Origin of the sequence: Stenotrophomonas sp. GD03654 (assembly GCF_029845105.1) — a bacterium.
GTDB lineage: Bacteria > Pseudomonadota > Gammaproteobacteria > Xanthomonadales > Xanthomonadaceae > Stenotrophomonas > Stenotrophomonas africana.
In genome coordinates this window covers 1-15238 of record NZ_JAOCLC010000015.1, presented here as the reverse complement: position 1 = coordinate 15238, position 15238 = coordinate 1, and the positions used below count along the sequence as shown (strand labels likewise).

General features: G+C 65.7%; 19 protein-coding genes and 1 tRNA gene. 15 read left to right on the top strand and 5 right to left on the bottom strand.

Annotated features, from left to right (window positions below; genetic code table 11):
- Entirely contained in the window at positions 1-849 is an 849-nt protein-coding gene (locus N5J73_RS08140) for an SPOR domain-containing protein (protein WP_049448218.1), read from the top strand.
- A 197-nt stretch (positions 850-1046) separates the two neighbouring features.
- Positions 1047-1122 (top strand) — tRNA-Thr (locus tag N5J73_RS08135).
- Positions 1123-1132: 10 nt separating this feature from the next.
- On the opposite strand, the gene N5J73_RS08130 is transcribed toward N5J73_RS08135, so the two are convergent.
- A complete protein-coding gene (locus N5J73_RS08130) occupies positions 1133-1420 on the bottom strand; it encodes a helix-turn-helix transcriptional regulator (RefSeq protein ID WP_049448221.1) in 288 nt (95 codons plus the stop codon).
- 262 nt (positions 1421-1682) lie between these two features.
- Here N5J73_RS08130 and N5J73_RS08125 point away from each other — a divergent pair, with 262 nt between their 5' ends.
- From N5J73_RS08125 to N5J73_RS08105, 5 genes are all read left to right on the top strand, one after another.
- Positions 1683-1973 carry a hypothetical protein gene (locus N5J73_RS08125; protein ID WP_053091883.1) on the top strand — a complete coding sequence of 97 codons (291 nt, stop codon included), beginning with the start codon at positions 1683-1685 and terminating at the stop codon, positions 1971-1973.
- A gap of 135 nt (positions 1974-2108) precedes the next feature.
- Complete coding sequence (locus N5J73_RS08120; protein WP_049448223.1) at positions 2109-3053, top strand: transglutaminase family protein; 945 nt, start codon at positions 2109-2111, stop codon at positions 3051-3053.
- The gene (locus tag N5J73_RS08115; RefSeq protein WP_279940787.1) at positions 3053-3808 is read left to right on the top strand and encodes a hypothetical protein; all 756 of its coding nucleotides are present in this window, start codon (positions 3053-3055) and stop codon (positions 3806-3808) included. The genes N5J73_RS08120 and N5J73_RS08115 overlap by 1 nt, the downstream gene beginning before the upstream one ends.
- Entirely contained in the window at positions 3805-4236 is a 432-nt protein-coding gene (locus N5J73_RS08110; RefSeq protein ID WP_152906710.1) for a hypothetical protein, read from the top strand. The genes N5J73_RS08115 and N5J73_RS08110 overlap by 4 nt, the downstream gene beginning before the upstream one ends.
- 458 nt (positions 4237-4694) lie before the next feature.
- Entirely contained in the window at positions 4695-4997 is a 303-nt protein-coding gene (locus tag N5J73_RS08105; RefSeq protein WP_049448226.1) for an addiction module antidote protein, read from the top strand.
- Between the two features lie 234 nt (positions 4998-5231).
- On the opposite strand, the gene N5J73_RS08100 is transcribed toward N5J73_RS08105, so the two are convergent.
- Both N5J73_RS08100 and N5J73_RS08095 read right to left on the bottom strand, forming a co-directional pair.
- Positions 5232-5555 carry a hypothetical protein gene (locus tag N5J73_RS08100; RefSeq protein ID WP_049448228.1) on the bottom strand — a complete coding sequence of 108 codons (324 nt, stop codon included), beginning with the start codon at positions 5553-5555 and terminating at the stop codon, positions 5232-5234.
- 80 nt (positions 5556-5635) lie between these two features.
- Complete coding sequence (locus tag N5J73_RS08095) at positions 5636-6043, bottom strand: hypothetical protein (RefSeq protein WP_049448230.1); 408 nt, start codon at positions 6041-6043, stop codon at positions 5636-5638.
- A 592-nt stretch (positions 6044-6635) separates the two neighbouring features.
- Between N5J73_RS08095 and N5J73_RS08090 the strand changes: the two genes are divergently transcribed.
- Entirely contained in the window at positions 6636-7406 is a 771-nt protein-coding gene (locus N5J73_RS08090; RefSeq protein WP_049448232.1) for a DUF3011 domain-containing protein, read from the top strand.
- 22 nt (positions 7407-7428) lie between these two features.
- On the opposite strand, the gene N5J73_RS08085 is transcribed toward N5J73_RS08090, so the two are convergent.
- Entirely contained in the window at positions 7429-7776 is a 348-nt protein-coding gene (locus tag N5J73_RS08085; RefSeq protein ID WP_049448234.1) for a hypothetical protein, read from the bottom strand.
- A gap of 129 nt (positions 7777-7905) precedes the next feature.
- Here N5J73_RS08085 and rocF point away from each other — a divergent pair, with 129 nt between their 5' ends.
- From rocF to N5J73_RS08070, 3 genes are all read left to right on the top strand, one after another.
- Entirely contained in the window at positions 7906-8826 is a 921-nt protein-coding gene (gene rocF, locus N5J73_RS08080; RefSeq protein ID WP_049448235.1) for an arginase, read from the top strand.
- A 162-nt stretch (positions 8827-8988) separates the two neighbouring features.
- On the top strand, positions 8989-9126 hold the full coding sequence (locus N5J73_RS08075; RefSeq protein WP_008266021.1) for an entericidin A/B family lipoprotein: 138 nt from the start codon (positions 8989-8991) through the stop codon (positions 9124-9126).
- A 203-nt stretch (positions 9127-9329) separates the two neighbouring features.
- Positions 9330-9551, top strand: a complete 222-nt coding sequence (locus N5J73_RS08070) for a CsbD family protein (protein ID WP_004153772.1) — start codon at positions 9330-9332, stop codon at positions 9549-9551.
- Positions 9552-9623: 72 nt separating this feature from the next.
- Here N5J73_RS08070 and N5J73_RS08065 read toward each other — a convergent pair whose 3' ends face one another.
- Positions 9624-10430 (bottom strand): hypothetical protein, encoded by an 807-nt coding sequence (locus tag N5J73_RS08065; protein ID WP_049448237.1) that lies wholly within the window; start codon positions 10428-10430, stop codon positions 9624-9626.
- A 108-nt stretch (positions 10431-10538) separates the two neighbouring features.
- On the opposite strand from N5J73_RS08065, the gene N5J73_RS08060 reads away from it, so the two are divergent.
- The 4 genes from N5J73_RS08060 to N5J73_RS08045 all read left to right on the top strand — a co-directional run.
- Positions 10539-11834: a tryptophan--tRNA ligase gene (locus tag N5J73_RS08060; protein WP_049448239.1), complete on the top strand. Its 1296-nt coding sequence runs from the start codon at positions 10539-10541 to the stop codon at positions 11832-11834.
- A 204-nt stretch (positions 11835-12038) separates the two neighbouring features.
- Positions 12039-12335, top strand: coding sequence for a hypothetical protein (locus tag N5J73_RS08055; protein WP_049448240.1), 297 nt, complete (start codon positions 12039-12041; stop codon positions 12333-12335).
- Positions 12336-12555: 220 nt separating this feature from the next.
- Complete coding sequence (locus N5J73_RS08050) at positions 12556-13488, top strand: MBL fold metallo-hydrolase (RefSeq protein ID WP_049448241.1); 933 nt, start codon at positions 12556-12558, stop codon at positions 13486-13488.
- A 105-nt stretch (positions 13489-13593) separates the two neighbouring features.
- On the top strand, positions 13594-15238 hold a 1645-nt coding region (locus N5J73_RS08045; protein WP_279940801.1), incomplete at its 3' end, for a M28 family metallopeptidase.

The window sequence follows — 15238 nt, the reverse complement described above, 5'->3', positions numbered from 1 at the left end:
ATGCTGACCCGTGCCCTGATCGTCGTGCTGGCCATCCTCAATCTTGGCGTCGCCTGCTGGTGGCTGCTGCGCGATGCGCCGCACAAGCCTGCGCCGCCGCCGCAACCCGCCGGCGTTGCCGAGCTGCGCTGGGTGCCCGGTGGCGTGGATGCCAATGCGGCCGCCGAAGCCACGGCCGCCGCGCCGACCGCGCCGTTGGTGGAGCGCGAGCTGGCGGAGAAGACAGCCGTGGCTGCAACGCCGGCGCCGGCTGTGCCGGCCAAGCCGGAAATTCCCAAGCCGCAGGTAGCTGAGGCTACGCCGGTTGCGGCCGCTGCCAAGCCGGTAGCACCGTCTGCACCCGTTCCGGCACCGGAGAAGCCCGCAACCCCGCCCGCGGCCGCCGAGCCGCCGCGCTGCGTCGCGCTGGGCCCGTTCGCAGACCGTGCCGCCGCGACCAGCGCGCAGGGCAAGGCCGGCGCTGTGCTCAGCCAGGTGCGCCTGCGCGAACAGCCCGCTGCCAGCGGCAGCGCCCGCTACCGGGTGATGCTGCCGGCCGCCGCCAACCGTGACGAAGCGCAGGCCACCGTGAAGCGCATCGTCGCCGCCGGCCTGAGCGACTACTACATCATCAGCCAGGGCGAGGAGGCCAACGCCGTGGCGCTGGGCCAGTACCGCAACCGCGAAGGCGCCGAGCGGCGCATGGCGGCGGTGCAGGCCGCCGGCTTCCAGCCGCGCCTGATCGCCAGCGGCGACGCCGGCCAGTGGTGGCTGGAAGGGCAGCTGGCGGCAGGCACGCAGCCGGCCCAGGCCCAGCAGCGCAGCGGCGCGGCACAGAGCCGGTCGCTGGAATGCGCAAGGTTGCGCTAGAATTCCCAGACCGCGGCGCTGCCGCCGGTGAACCACCCATGCCGCTTTAGCTCAGTTGGTAGAGCAACTGTCTTGTAACTCGGACGCGGTTGTTGTGGTGACCGGCCGGAAGGCTAAGCGCGGCAAGGCTTTAGGCTCGCCAGCGCGTAAACTGCGGGGCAAGCCGAACACGGTTTGAGCAAGAGAAGTACGACATCGCCGCTTTAGCTCAGTCGGTAGAGCAACTGATTTGTAATCAGTAGGTCGTCCGTTCGATTCGGACAAGCGGCACCATCTCTCGTAGTCAGCGCCGCTTTGCGCTGCTCTTTCTGGACTTCGGCTGCAGCCTGGCCGCGCGCTGCTCCAGGTACTCGCCCAGCAGCCCGAGCGGCCTTACGCCGAGCGCTTCGGCGAACTCCACCAGCTCCACGGCGTCGATGCGCCGCTCCCCGCGCTCGCACTTGGACACGAAGGTCTGCGTGTTCCCCAGCCGTTCGGCCAGATCAACCTGCGACACGCCAGCCCGCTTGCGGGCCGCCTTCAGGACGGTCAGCAGTAGCTGGTAGTCGGAGTTGTGGGTCGATTGGGCCATCGCGCGGTGACAGGCGGGTCACCGCACGCTAGAGTCCGTATTGGAATAGTCCAAAATAGACTATTTACTAGCGTTTGCTCAGGGGGAGTGCATGAAGCGGATAGGGATTCTTCTGGTCGTTCTAGTGGCCCTAGCCTGGATTGGGTCGAAGCTGGTGCCACGCAGCGAGCCCGTGCCTGCCGCTGCACCGGCAACTGCGGCAGCGGCACTGCCTAAGCAGGCGCAGGAGCCTGCGGCACCGCAGCCCGAGCCGGAGCGCCCCATGTCGGCGGCCGAGAAGAAGGCGCAGCAGGAGAAGTGGTTCGGCGCGGAGACCATTGTCGCGGCCGAGCGCGCCGTCAGGCGCGAGCTGAAGGACCCGGACTCCGCGCAGTTCAAGGACGTGCGCGCCAACTACACCGAGGAGTTCGGCGTGGTCGCCTGCGGCCGGGTCAACGCCAAGAACGACTTCGGTGGGTACACGGGCTTCCGGCGCTTCGTGTTCGGCGACGGAAGGGTCATCCTCGAGGGGCGGGACAACGTCGCCGACGCTTGGTCGGGCGCCTGCCTGTAGGTTTAGGGGGAGCAACTGGACAGTGGCAGTTGACAGGGCCTAGGATCATCAGCAAGTAGGGGAAGAAGGTTGCAATGGGGAGACGGGCAAGCCGCCGATGGATCGAATGGGCTTGGGGCGCGTGGTTATTCGTCCTTGGCCCCGTTTTCGTTGGCCGCCTCTGACCTCTCGCCGTTGCGCGCCCAGTTTCAACTCCCCGATGATCGTGTCGATTACACCGCCTCCAAGTTGGAGGTGGACCGAATCATCGACCCGTCCACCGACACCGCGGCCGTGCGCCGGCAACTCGACCAATGGGAACGCGCTGTGCGCGGCAACGTGCCCGCCAACCCGACGGCGCGCCAGGTTCTCGACGCCTTGCTCAAGACGCTCTACGTGCCGGGCGAGTGGAACCAAGGCAAGCCTTTCACCTACGACCTGTCGGACCCGCTGGGCAAGAACCCGAAGAACAAGCAGTTGGCCACCTACTTGGCCTCGCGCAAGGGCAACTGCGTTTCAATGCCCATTCTCTTTGCAATCCTGGGCCAGAGGCTGGGCTTGCCTATCGCGTTGGCCACCGCGCCCAACCATGTGCTCGTGAAGTTCGCCGACGACGAGCAGCAGGCGTGGGTGAACGTGGAGGCCACCGCCGGAGGCTTCAAATGGGATTCCAGCTACGAACGCGAAACAGGCATCACCGAGCAGGCGATGGATAACGGGCTTTACCTGCGTCCGCTGCTGCCCCACGAGGCCATGGGCGTCATCGCCAGTTCGTTGATGGAGCACTACGGCGCCAAAAAAGATGCCGAATCATTGATGGCGGTGGCCGACTTGGCGCTGGCAGCAAACCCTAAAGACTCGGTGGCGATGATTTGGAAGGCGAACGCCTACTATCTCCAGATTCAGCAGCGCTACAAAGCGAAGTATCCCAACCCGGCGGACGTGCCTCCTGAGCTTCACGAGGATTACCGCCGCTTGAGCAACGAGAACCTGGCGTGGTTCGCCAAGGCCGAATCCCTCGGCTGGACGCAAAAAACGCCGGAGCAGGAAGCCAGCTACCTACAATCCATCCAGCGTGAACGCGCGAAAAGGGAGCAGTGATGCGCATTACCATTCCAGGACTGTTGACCGTGGCGCTGTGCGCCATCGCCTTCAACGCGTCGGCGCGGTTCGTTTCAACAGACCCCGTCCAGGCCGACCCGAATACGGGCGCCAACTACAACCGCTACTGGTATGGGAACAACAATCCCTACCGCTTCACCGACCCAGACGGACGCTTGTCGCGCGGCACCGGCTGGACGGACAAGCAGTGGAAGCAGTTCGACCGCGCCCAGCAGAGCGCCGCCGGCAGCTTGGAGAAGGCGGCGGGCAAGATCAACGGCGCACTGACCGAAGGGGGCAAGGCACTTCAGCGCGCCGAGAAGTCGTTTGAACGCAACTTCGGCGCCGGTACTGCCACACCGGAGAATATGGCCAAGGCCGCAGCCGACATGGGCTCGATGGCCGCAGCCCTCCGCGACACTGGCTCCGGTGCAATTCCTGCGAATGCGATGACTGGCCAGGCTCTGGCTGCGGCTTACCCTAGCGTCGGTGCTGACACTTTGGCTGGTGTGCCGACATCCGGACCCGCGCAGGTGTTGGTGAACATTTCTCACCCCGGCTTCAACAGCCCGTCCACGCTTGCTTGGGGCGCTGGTCACGAAACCGGACATGCGGTGCTGGGCTACAAGGATCAGCGGATGAACGGTATTCCGGCCTACAAGTTCGGTACGCCGCAGCAGCAGGAAATCTTCAAGACGCTGCCAGGGCAGCAGCGATTGATTAACCCCGATCAGTTGATGGATCAGGCGCGGTGAATCGCGGCCTGTCTCTGCTGACATTGGCGGCGCTCACCGCTTGCGCGTCGTCGGCATCCATCCGCTGGGCGCCGCCTACCGACTTCGCCTTGGAGATAGCGGACAACCCAACCCAGCAACACTTCGTCCTCACCCTGACTTCTAAGGCGGCCGAACCGCTGTGTCTGTCCAAGGAAGCCTGGCCGGCCGAAGCCGGTCTGCCACTGGGTTTCGACGGCGCAACACTCAACACATCTACCGGTCCCCAGGAACTGCTAGCCACGGGTAGTGCGTATTGCCCTGGTGGATGCGGCGAAGTGCGTGTGGAGTCAGGCCAATCCGTGCGCGGCGTCCTGCCTTACGCAGCCTTCGGCGACGCTGCGGCCATTGCTGCTGATTCCACGCGCTCGCTGTCATTTGAGATTCACCCGTACATCTGTAGCAGGTAGCTGCAACGAGCTCACCGGTGGCCCGCATCGAGTCCGGGGCTGCGCGACTTGATACTGAGCAGCCCGGACCGAATCGAGCCGCACGGGTTCACCGGGGAGCCCGGACACAATGTTGGTTCCGGCGCGAGAACCGTCGGGTTATGGAATGCCTCTTCTGCATTGCCCGTAGCAGCGCTAATCCCTGACCCTACACGGCGTTCATTGACACTGCTAGTTATTGGCGGGCCTACCGCTTCCTGTGCGCATTCCTGACGATGGGATACTCCCGCACGCGATGTTGGAAAGTGTAGCCTGTAGGCTACACTCAACGAAGCTGAAGGGAAATTTTCTGGTCGGAGGCGACAAGGGTTCACAGCAGCGCGATATAGAGAAGGCGAGGGAAATGGCGCGCGCCCTGTGAGCATCGAACTGGCTGTCCGCGAAACGACTCAATACCGAAGTTCCGGAGGTGTCCCATCATGGCCATCAAGAGAAAAGTCGAACTCAAAGCATTTGATGTGGCCGAGCACCTTCGAACGCCGAAGGAAATGGCCGCCTATCTCGAAGCCTGCATCGAAGAAAGCGACGGCGATTCTGCATTCATCGGCAAGGCGCTCGGCGATATTGCCCGCACTCAGGGCATGAGCAAGGTTGCGCGTGCGGCGGGCTTGTCGCGCGAGAGTCTGTATCGCGCACTGTCGGGCGAGCGCAGCCCGGATTTCGCGACCATCCTGAAGGTGACCCGTGCCCTGGGTGTGCGCCTGCATGCCAGCGCTGCGTGAGCGTACGTGCGGACCTTGATGCGTTGGCACGTCGCTGGATGTAAAGCGCACGGAAAAGCATGAAAAAACCGCCTTTCGGCGGTTTTTTCGTCCCAAGCCGGTGAGTCAACTCAATGACGCGGCAAAGGAGGAGTCGTTTGGCCATTCTGGCTCGATGCAGCTTGTGTGCCACGCGGCGCATTGATGCATCACGCGTCTGCCGTTGCCAGATCAAGGCATTCGGCGCGAACAGGTTCAATCAAACCGGATGATGCGGATCAACCCCTTTGTCGATGATCCGTCTCCGAAGGCGGCCACCCTGCCACAGGGGAATACCTCTTTCGCACCGTCGTGGTTGATGAATGAGATCGTGCAGTGTGCCCGCGTTCCTGGCGTGATCCGGGTGATGCCGCGGTCATTCAAGACGAAGCCGTACCACATAAGTTCAGGGCTTATCGAAAGCGCCATGGGGCGCGCGGTGGAGGCGATCATCTCGGCAACGGCGCCGCCGCGCGAATCCACTTCGTCCAGCCGAAGCTCAACGAGAACAGGCTTCAGGTTTGGATAGGGTGTGCTCATTCCAGCTGCGGCTCTTCTTGATTCGATAGCCGGCGCAGTGACGTTGTGAAACTGTGCATTGGGGATCTCAATGTTCTGCACTATTGAGCCCCACCCACCTGCAACGCCACATACTCCGCCAGCCCCCGGCAGGCCAGCATCAGCCCCTCGCGCACACCGTCGCCGATATCGTCCTTCTCATCCCCATCCACACGCACGCGCTCGGCGGCGTGATACAGCTCCAGCAGCGACACCAGGCCAACCGCGGCGCGATCCCGGCGTGCGGCGGCCACGGCCTGACCGTGTGTGCTGTCGGGTCCCGTCCACGGCTGTCCATCGGCGGCGTCACCGGCCTGGATGCGCTGCAGGCAGCCGGGCAGGTTGATCGGCGCGGGCGCCTCGTTGGCGGCGGCGAAAGCGGCTTCCAACGGCTGCGCCAGTTCGGGTGGCAGGCGCAGCGCGGCCTCGCCAAGGGTGGCGGTCAGGTACGGGTGATGGGTCTTGGGCATGCGGGCGTCCTCGTCGGCAACAGAGGTGCCACCCGAAGAGGGTGGCGGGCGATGCGTGGCTTCCAAGACCGGGTCAACGAATCGGCGGGCACGAGGCCCCCACGCACCGCCCGCCGTCGATCGGCTAACGGATTGCCAGCCGGCGCCGCCCCTGAAAGGACGACGCCGGCTGGCAAGCGTATACATCGTTGACAACACGGGCTTGGAAGTCCCGACCACCTTTGCAGGTGGCGATTCATCATGCGCACGCGAAATCCCCGCCTGCCAGTCGTTTGTTTCGATGGCATCGGGTGATCTGAAAGGAAAAATGAATTATCGCGTTTGGCCCGTTTCGAGCATCGCAATGCCAGAAGCGACATATCGCGCAGCGCCGTCATCATCGGCCATCCGGGCCGCGCCACTGATGCCGCACGGCTTACAGTAGCGTGCGACGTAAAGCTGGCTTAACAGCCTCGGTAAGGCACCAAGGCAACGATACCAGACGTGAATCCCCACGCGCGCTATCCGGATCTTGATATTCCTCACGGACCGCCCGCAGCGCCCACCGCATACTGCCGCTACACGCCCACCTGGGCCCCTTCGGGATCCGCACATGCGTCGCCACGCCCTGTCGCTCACCGTCGCACTGGTATCCACCGCTTTCGTGGCCCCGGCCATGGCTGCGGTACCGTTCTTCAACGCCAGCTGCCCGGGCGGCATCGATGTTCACGCCGACGATGGCGGGCCGGTCTACGTGCAGGGCCGCGAGGCCACGCTGAAGCGCTTCAACGACCGCTATTTCGAAGCACGCGATGCCAACAGTGGTATCACGTTGTCGATCAGCCGCAGCGATGACGGCACGCCGCAGATCAGCTACACCGGCCGTGGCGGCGCCAATGGCATCTGCCAGGTCAGTAGCAGTGGTGCGCCTGCGCCCGCCGCAAACAGCGCCCGCCCTCGCGATGCTGCCGCCGGGGATGCCGCGCTACCGCGCGAAGTCACCTGCGAATCCACCGGCCAGCAGCAGGTGTCGTGCGATCTGAATACCCGTGGCAACGTGGAAATCGTGCGCCAGCTCAGCCGTACCCGCTGCGAGGAAGGAAAGAACTGGGGGCTGGCGCGGCATTCGGTGTGGGTCAACGGTGGCTGCCGCGCGGTGTTCCGCAATGTGTCCTCGGTGGTCACCCCCGCGCCGGCAGGCGATACCGCGCTGGGTTCCTGCAACATGCGCAAGGGCGCGCAGGGCACGCTGGTGACCCAGATGCCGGTGGGTAGCGACTACCAGGAACTGATCATCGATTACCCCGATGGCCGCTTCCTGTGCATGATGCGCAACAACGGCCAGGTGCAGAGCCTGACGCCGGTTCGTCGCCGCGGCGGTTGAGTTCGCGGGTAGGGACGCGGCGTCAGGCGCCTGTCTTCCGCAGCAACACCCACGCCAGCATCAGGGCGAACATGCCGACGACGGTCAGGCCGAACCACAGCGCGGCCACCTTCACGTTGCCGATCAATGCCTCCAGCATGCGGTGCAGTTCGCTTTTCAGGATCGGGTATTCAGCGTGTGCCTTGCGCAGGCGCTGCCACCCCAACCCGAGGAACAGCAGAAACGAGACTGGCGTCAGCAGCAGCATCGCCTGCATCAGCCAGTCGTTCGGCGACGCATCGATCGAGTTGCTCAAAAAAACCGCAAAAACGGCGATCGGCAGCGCTACGGTGAAAAAGCGTGGCCAGGCGGTATTGATGAAGGGCGACATCGCAATCTTCCATGAAGGGCGGTTGGGTCCGCGCGGCATCATGCCATGCCAATGCCCTGCTGCACCGCCGCGAGTGGTGTCACACAGCTCTGGCTAGACTGTGCTTCTTTTTCCGCGCAGGAGGCACCCATGGCCCATCCCATCTCCGTATCCCTGATTGGCGTTCCCACCGACGTGGGTGCAGGCCATCGCGGTGCCCGGCTGGGGCCGGAAGCGCTGCGCGTGGCTGGGCTGCCGGAGGCGCTGGAAGCACGTGGGGTGGACGTGCGCGACCTGGGCAACCTGGATGGTCCGCGCAACCCGTGGACCGCGCCGGTGGAAGGCTACCGCCACCTGGATGAAGTGGTGGCGTGGAACCATGCGCTGATGGAAGCCAGTTATGCCGAACTGCAGGCCGGCCGCATGCCGATCATGCTCGGTGGCGACCACTGCCTGGGCATCGGTTCGATCACCGCGGTGGCGCGCTGGTGCCGCGAGCAGGGCAAGACCCTGCGCGTGCTGTGGCTGGATGCGCATTCCGATTTCAACACCAGTGATGTCACCCCGTCCGGCAACATCCACGGCATGCCGGTGGCCTGCCTGTGCGGCCTCGGCCCGGACGCGTTGACCCAGCTGGGTGGCAGCGCACCGGCGATCACCCCGGCTCAGATGCACCAGATCGGCATCCGCTCGGTGGACCCGGAAGAGAAGCGCCTGATCAAGACTCACAAGGTGGATGTCTATGACATGCGCTACATCGACGAGAACGGCATGAAGCGCGCGGTGGAAGCGGCGCTGGCCGGTATCGATGAGAACACCCACCTGCATGTCAGCTTCGATGTCGACTTCCTGGACCCGAGCATCGCACCGGGCGTGGGCACCACCGTGCCGGGCGGGGTGAACTACCGCGAGGCGCAGCTGGTGATGGAGATGATTGCCGACACCGGGCGCATGGGGTCGCTGGACATCGTCGAGCTCAACCCCTTGCTGGACAAGCAGAATGCCACCGCCGAACTGGCCGTGGACCTGGTCGAAAGCCTGTTCGGCAAGTCCACCCTGATGCGCGATTGACGGCTCGGCCTGAACGGATCTGTGATCCGTTCACACCCGCTCCACGCCCCTGCCGCCAGATTGCACTTCACGCGGCGGCAGTGGGCATCGGTGCCCTCCCGCCGAGCGAAAGAATCCCATCCGCGAATGAAGCGGTGTAGCGGTGAACCCAAGGAGAAGCCCATGAAGCGCGTAGTTGCCCTGATGCTGTTGTCGATGTTCTCGGTGGCCCTGCTGGCCGGTTGCAACACCATTGCCGGTGCCGGCAAGGACGTGCAGAAGGCGGGCGAGAAGGTCGAGGACACCGCGAAGGGCCGTTGAGCCCTGCACGGAACGGAAAGAGAAAAAGGCCGGGGATTTCCCCGGCCTTTTTTTGCGCGCGTTTCACCGCATGACTGTCTAAGCGGAGTGAACCATTCAAGCAGGTGAGCGTCTATTTCATGGCCGGTTGACCGTTAGTCAACAGCCGTTGCGCGAAGCTGGAGCCACGGTAAGAACGCCGTTGCAACCAAGGACTCCCAGTAATGAACAAAGACATCATTTCCGGCAAGTGGTCGCAGCTGAAGGGCAAGGCCCAGGCCAAGTGGGGCGATCTGACCAACGACGACTTCGATGTGGCCGAAGGCAATGCCGAGTATCTGGCCGGTCGCCTGCAGGAACGTTATGGCTGGGCCAAGGACCGCGCTGAGAAGGAAGTCCGTGAGTTCCAGGATGCGGTGAGCAAGGACTACCCGGACTACAAGTAAGCGCTACGGTTTCCCCCACAGCACAACGCCCGCACCGAGAGGTTGCGGGCGTTGCGCTGTCTGGGCAGGCGATCAGCGCGCCGGCGGGTCCGGCACGTAGCGGTTCGGGAACGCCTGCGGTTCGCGCGGCAGGCGTGAGGGCGAATCCATCAGGATGCCGCGCGCGCGCAGGTTGCGGGCGCTGTCGTAGCGCAGCTGCAGGACCTGCGCCGGGCTGCGGCTGGCGCGTTCGAAGTCGGTATCGCGTACCGAAGACTGCTCGCGTGCGCCGTGGCCGGTGCCCAGCGCTGGCGCCTGCGACTTGCTGGCGTAGCCCTCGATGCGGCTGTTGCTGGCGCTGGCATCGGCCGCCGCTTCGGCCTGTGCGGCCGGTGCCGGCAGCGGCAGGCTACGGCGCAGGATCGGCTCCGGGCGCCAGCGCCGCGCTTCCTCGAACACCGCAACACCGACCACGCCGATGTTGTCCGGGCGGCCGGTGCGGCTGGCATAGCTGCCGCTGGGGCTGCTGAACACGAACTGCGCCACTTCGTCCTGGCTCTTGCGCCAGCCGGTGATGTCGGCGCGCTGGCCGGGGTTGAGCACGTAGCCGGTCTGCGAGGGATCGGCATCCTCGCCGGAGATGGCGTTGACGCCGTCCACCGACAGCACCACCAGCACCCGGCGCGGGCTGTCGTTGTACAGGCGCACGGCGTAGCGGTGGCCGCGCTCGCCGGCCACCCAGCGCTGGCCCTCGGCGGGGTAGCTGCGCAGTTCGGTACCGCGGTCGCGGTCGACCAGGGCCATGCGCACGGGGCCGCCCTCGTACACCGGCGGCGGCATCGGGGCGGGGCGGAAGCCGGCCAGGGGCAGGATCAGCAGCAGGGGCAGCAGGCGTTTCATCGGGCGTCTCCAGCGGGGTTGCGTGAATGAACGCGCCGCAGGCCCTGACGGGGTTGATGGCGTGCAAGGTAAACTGGCCCCGTTCATCGAAGGTTACCCCACGCAGTCATGACGACCCGAGTCCTTACCGGCATCACCCCCTCCGGCACGCCCCACCTGGGCAACTACGTTGGCGCCATCCGTCCGGCCATCGCTGCCAGCCGCGCGCCGGGGATCGAGAGCTTCTTCTTCCTGGCCGACCTGCACAGCCTGATCAAGTCGCAGGACCCGCAGCGCACCCAGCGCGCGACCCTGGAGATCGCGGCCAGCTGGCTGGCCTGCGGCCTGGACCCGGAACACGTGTGGTTCTACCGGCAGAGCGACATCCGCGAGACCACCGAGCTGATGTGGTTCCTGACCGCCATCGCCAGCAAGGGCATCCTCAACCGCGCGCACGCCTACAAGGCGGCGGTGGACAAGAACCGCGAGGAAGGCGTGGACGAGGACGCAGGCGTCAGCGCCGGCCTGTTCATGTACCCGGTGCTGATGGCCGCCGATATCCTGATCTTCAAGGCCAATCAGGTACCGGTGGGTCGTGACCAGATCCAGCACATCGAGATGGCGCGCGATTTCGCCCAGCGCTTCAACCACGTGTACGGCAAGGAGTACTTCCCGCTGCCGGACGTGGTGATCGACGAGCAGGTGGCGACGCTGGCGGGCCTGGATGGCCGCAAGATGAGCAAGAGCTACCACAACACCATTCCGCTGTTCGTGCCGCGCGAGGAGCTGAAGAAGCTGGTGTTCTCGATCCTGACCGACTCGCGCGCACCTGGCGAGCCGAAGGACACCGAGGGCTCGGCGCTGTTCCAGATGTACCAGGCCTTCGCCACCCCGGAACAGACCGCCGAATTCGCCAAGGCCTTCGCTGCCGGCATCAGCTGGGGTGATGCCAAGCAGCAGCTGTTCGAGCGCATCGACAGCGAGCTGTCGCCGCTGCGCGAGCGCTACAACGCGCTGATGGCCGAGCCGGAGAAGATCGAAGCGCTGCTCAAGCGCCGTGGCCAGCAGCTGCGCGAGCAGCTGGCAGTACCGCTGCTGGAAGAGCTGCGCCATGCCGTGGGCCTGCGTGACCTGTCCACCGCCGGCGACATCGCCAGCGAGGACGCCGGCGTTGCCCGCGTGGCACCGCCGCTGTTCAAGCAGTACCGCGAAAAGGACGGCCGCTTCTACTTCAAGCTGACCGCCGGTGACGGCACGCTGCTGATCCAGAGCGAAGGCTTCGATTCGCCGCGCGATGCGGGGCAGTTGATTGCCGTGATCAAGCAGGCCGAGCAGGGCGACCAGCTGCAGAGCGAGCTGTTCAAGCTGGAGGCCGAGGTGGACGCCGTGCTGACGGCCTTGGCCGCGCTGCGCGAAGGGACCTGATCGCAGGGTCTGCCTGCCCTTTGTAGAGTCGAGCCATGCTCGACTTTGCTACGCCTCTGTAGAGCCGAGCCCATGCTCGGCTGCTTTGCTACCCAGCCGAGCATAGGCTCGGCTCTACAGGGAAGCACCCCGCCGGCACGACCGCGGCACAGCGCCCATGGCATGATGTCCGCGCGCCTCCGGCGCGATGACATGGAGTCTGCAATGGCTTGGTTGTCGCTGCTGCTGTTCCTGCCCTGGTTCCTGCTGCTGGGCAGCCTGTACTGGCTGTTCCCGCGCCAGCCGCGCACCGCGCGGCGGCGCCTGTTCGATACCACCACCCTGGTGCTGGCCTTCGCCCTGAGCATCGTGTCGATGCTGTGGGGGTACCGCATCGGCGTGGTGCAGCCCGACGCCGGCCCGATCTGGCCACAGGTGCTGGCGGTGCTGTATGCCTACGGCGCGTTCCTGGCAGTGCTGGTGCTGGCATTGCTGTTGCGGCCGCGGTTCGCATTGCGCTGAACCTGGCCCTGGCGCACCCGATGGACCTGCGGTTGGTTGGCCTGCGCTTGCCTTGGTAGAGTCGACTGTTAGTCGACTGCTCTCTGGAAGCCCGCGCTGCGCGCGACAGTCGACTCTACCCGGCCAGCGGCCGGCACTACCCGACCAAAGCCGCATCGAACCCGGGCCACCTGCGCGCCTACCATGGGGGTCTGTTCCCGATCCTGCCAGGTGCGTGCCGATGACCGCCGACCCCAGCATCCACACCATCGATACCGGCTTCCAGCGTGCGGACTTCGACGCGGCCTATCTGATCGTTGAAAACGGCCGCGCGGCCTTCGTGGACTGCGGCACAGGCCTGTCAGTGCCGGCCATGCTGCAGGCGCTGGCGGACGCCGGCCTGGGTGTGGAGGCGGTGGACTGGCTGCTGCTGACCCACGTGCACCTGGACCACGCCGGCGGCGCCGGCCTGCTGATGCAGCAGCTGCCGAACGCAAAGGCGGTGCTGCACCCGCGCGGCGCGCCGCACATGATCGATCCGACCCGGCTGATTGCCGGTGCCACCGCCGTTTATGGTGCCGAGGAGATCGCGCGCAGCTATGGTCGCATCGAGGCGATTCCGGAGCAGCGTGTGGTGGTGGCCGAAGACGGCTACCGCATCGATCTGGCCGGCCGCGAGCTGGTCCTGCTGCACACGCCGGGCCACGCGCTGCACCACTACTGCGTGTGGGATGCGCGCAGCCGCAGCTGGTTCACCGGCGATACCTTCGGCATCTCCTACCGCGAGCTGGACAGTGCGCAGGGTGCTTTCATCTTCCCGACCTCGTCGCCGGTGCAGTTCGATCCGGAAGCGATGAAGGCCTCGATCCGGCGCATGCTGGGCTACGGCCCGCAGGCGATGTACCTGACCCACTACGGTCGTGTGGAACAGGTGGAGAAACTGGCCGACGACCTGTTCGAGCAGATCGATGCAATGGCTGCCATCGGCCGCCAGTGCGATGGCCGGCCGGACCGCCACCGCTGCCTGTTGGCCGCACTGCAGGCGCTGTACCTGGAACGCGCACAGCTGCATGGCTGTGCGCTGGACGATGCGGCGGTGACTGCGGTGCTGGCGATGGACATCGAGCTCAACGCACAGGGCCTGGCGTGCTGGCTGGACCGCATCAGCAGGTAGATCCACGCCATGCGTGGAGGACGTGGGCCCAGGCTGCGCCGTGATGTCACGACCACGTTACACTCTGGTGACTTCCAAGCTAGCCGTGGTACTGCCGTGAATCCGATGCGCGTGTTGCTGCTGTCGTCCTGCCTGTTTGTCGGGGGCCTGGCCCATGCGGCCAATGACCTGCCCGGCGGCGGCATCGATCCGCAGGCACTGTCGCGCCACGTGCGTGTGCTGGCGTCGGATGAATTCGAGGGCCGCGCGCCGGCGACCGAAGGCGAAGAACGCACGGTGCAGTACCTGATCGAGCAGTTCCGCAGCTATGGCCTGCAGCCGGGTGGCGTGGACGGCAGCTGGGTGCAGCAGGTGCCGCTGGTGCGCGCGCAGCTGGACGGACCGGCCAAGGCCAGCCTGTCGCTGAAGCGTGGCAAGCGTGCGCTGGCCAACGGCGTGGACGTGACCCTGCAGAGCCTGCAGCCGCGCGAGCGCGTGCAGATCAAGGATGCCCCGCTGGTGTTCGTCGGCTACGGCATCGACGCGCCGGAACGCCAGTGGAACGACTACAAGGACGTGGACCTGCACGGCAAGATCGCTGTCGTGCTGATCAACGACGCCGATTTCGAGGCTGATGCGCCGGGTGCGTTCGACGGCAAGGCGGTGACCTACTACGGCCGCTGGACCTACAAGTTCGAGGAAGCTGCGCGCCGTGGCGCCGAGGGCGTGCTGATCGTGCACGAGACCGCGCCGGCCGCGTATGGCTGGGCCACCGTGAAGAGCTCGGGTACCTCGCCGCTGTTTGACATCGAACGCGGCCAGGCCGAGGCGATGGCGCAGCACACGCCGCTGCGTGGCTGGATGCAGCGCGAGCTGGCCGAGGCGATCTTCGCCGACGCCGGCCTCGACTTCGATGCCGAGAAGCGCAAGGCGATGCGTGCAGACTTCCGCCCGGTGGCACTGGACAACGCGAAGCTGAGCGTGGATTTCGCGCTCAAGCGCGAGCAGGTGGTGACCCGCAACGTGGTGGCCAAGCTGCCCGGCGGCGAACATGGCGACGAGGCGGTGATCTTCTCCGCGCACTGGGATGCCTTCGGTATCGGCCAGGCCGACGCCAAGGGTGACCGCATCCGCCGCGGTGCGATCGACAACGCCACCGGCGTGGCCACGGTGCTGGAACTGGGCCGCGTGTTCGCCGCCGGCCCGCAGCCGCAGCGCACACTGTACTTCGTGGCACTGACCGCCGAAGAAAAGGGCCTGCTGGGCGCCAGCTACTACGCCGCGCATCCGCTGGCGCCGCTGGACAAGACCGCCGCGGTGCTGAACATCGAGATGTTCAGCCCGGATGGCCCGACCCGCGACATCGCTTCGTGGGGCAAGGGCCGGGTGTCGCTGGAAGGCGATCTGGAGCGCGTGGCCAAGGCCCGCGGCCGCAGCTACAGCCCGGACCCGAACCTGGAGGCCGGTTTCTTCTACCGCGCCGACCACTTCGCCTTCGCCCGCCTGGGCGTACCGGCGATCACCATCGGCCCAGGCCTGGACAAGCTGGACGGTGGAGTTGAAGCCGGCCGCGCGCTGCGCGAGAAGTACTTCGCCGACTGCTACCACCAGGCCTGCGATGCGTGGACCCCGAGCTGGGACCCGAGCGGCCACGCGGCCGACACCCTGCTGGTCTACGACCTGGGCGCCGAGCTGGCCAACAGCCGCCGCTGGCCGACGTGGGAGAAGGAATCGGAGTTCCGCGGCGCGCGTGACAAGAGCGAAGCGGCCC

What these genes read in the sequence shown, in the direction of transcription:
- N5J73_RS08140 (WP_049448218.1), top strand. Translation starts at nt 1, where the DNA reads ATGCTGACCCGTGCCCTGATCGTCGTGCTGGCCATCCTCAATCTTGGC.
- N5J73_RS08130 (WP_049448221.1), bottom strand. Translation starts at nt 1,420, where the DNA reads ATGGCCCAATCGACCCACAACTCCGACTACCAGCTACTGCTGACCGTC.
- N5J73_RS08125 (WP_053091883.1), top strand. Translation starts at nt 1,683, where the DNA reads ATGTCGGCGGCCGAGAAGAAGGCGCAGCAGGAGAAGTGGTTCGGCGCG.
- N5J73_RS08115 (WP_279940787.1), top strand. Translation starts at nt 3,053, where the DNA reads ATGCGCATTACCATTCCAGGACTGTTGACCGTGGCGCTGTGCGCCATC.
- N5J73_RS08105 (WP_049448226.1), top strand. Translation starts at nt 4,695, where the DNA reads ATGGCCATCAAGAGAAAAGTCGAACTCAAAGCATTTGATGTGGCCGAG.
- N5J73_RS08100 (WP_049448228.1), bottom strand. Translation starts at nt 5,555, where the DNA reads ATGAGCACACCCTATCCAAACCTGAAGCCTGTTCTCGTTGAGCTTCGG.
- N5J73_RS08095 (WP_049448230.1), bottom strand. Translation starts at nt 6,043, where the DNA reads ATGCCCAAGACCCATCACCCGTACCTGACCGCCACCCTTGGCGAGGCC.
- N5J73_RS08090 (WP_049448232.1), top strand. Translation starts at nt 6,636, where the DNA reads ATGCGTCGCCACGCCCTGTCGCTCACCGTCGCACTGGTATCCACCGCT.
- N5J73_RS08085 (WP_049448234.1), bottom strand. Translation starts at nt 7,776, where the DNA reads ATGTCGCCCTTCATCAATACCGCCTGGCCACGCTTTTTCACCGTAGCG.
- rocF (WP_049448235.1), top strand. Translation starts at nt 7,906, where the DNA reads ATGGCCCATCCCATCTCCGTATCCCTGATTGGCGTTCCCACCGACGTG.
- N5J73_RS08075 (WP_008266021.1), top strand. Translation starts at nt 8,989, where the DNA reads ATGAAGCGCGTAGTTGCCCTGATGCTGTTGTCGATGTTCTCGGTGGCC.
- N5J73_RS08070 (WP_004153772.1), top strand. Translation starts at nt 9,330, where the DNA reads ATGAACAAAGACATCATTTCCGGCAAGTGGTCGCAGCTGAAGGGCAAG.
- N5J73_RS08065 (WP_049448237.1), bottom strand. Translation starts at nt 10,430, where the DNA reads ATGAAACGCCTGCTGCCCCTGCTGCTGATCCTGCCCCTGGCCGGCTTC.
- N5J73_RS08060 (WP_049448239.1), top strand. Translation starts at nt 10,539, where the DNA reads ATGACGACCCGAGTCCTTACCGGCATCACCCCCTCCGGCACGCCCCAC.
- N5J73_RS08055 (WP_049448240.1), top strand. Translation starts at nt 12,039, where the DNA reads ATGGCTTGGTTGTCGCTGCTGCTGTTCCTGCCCTGGTTCCTGCTGCTG.
- N5J73_RS08050 (WP_049448241.1), top strand. Translation starts at nt 12,556, where the DNA reads ATGACCGCCGACCCCAGCATCCACACCATCGATACCGGCTTCCAGCGT.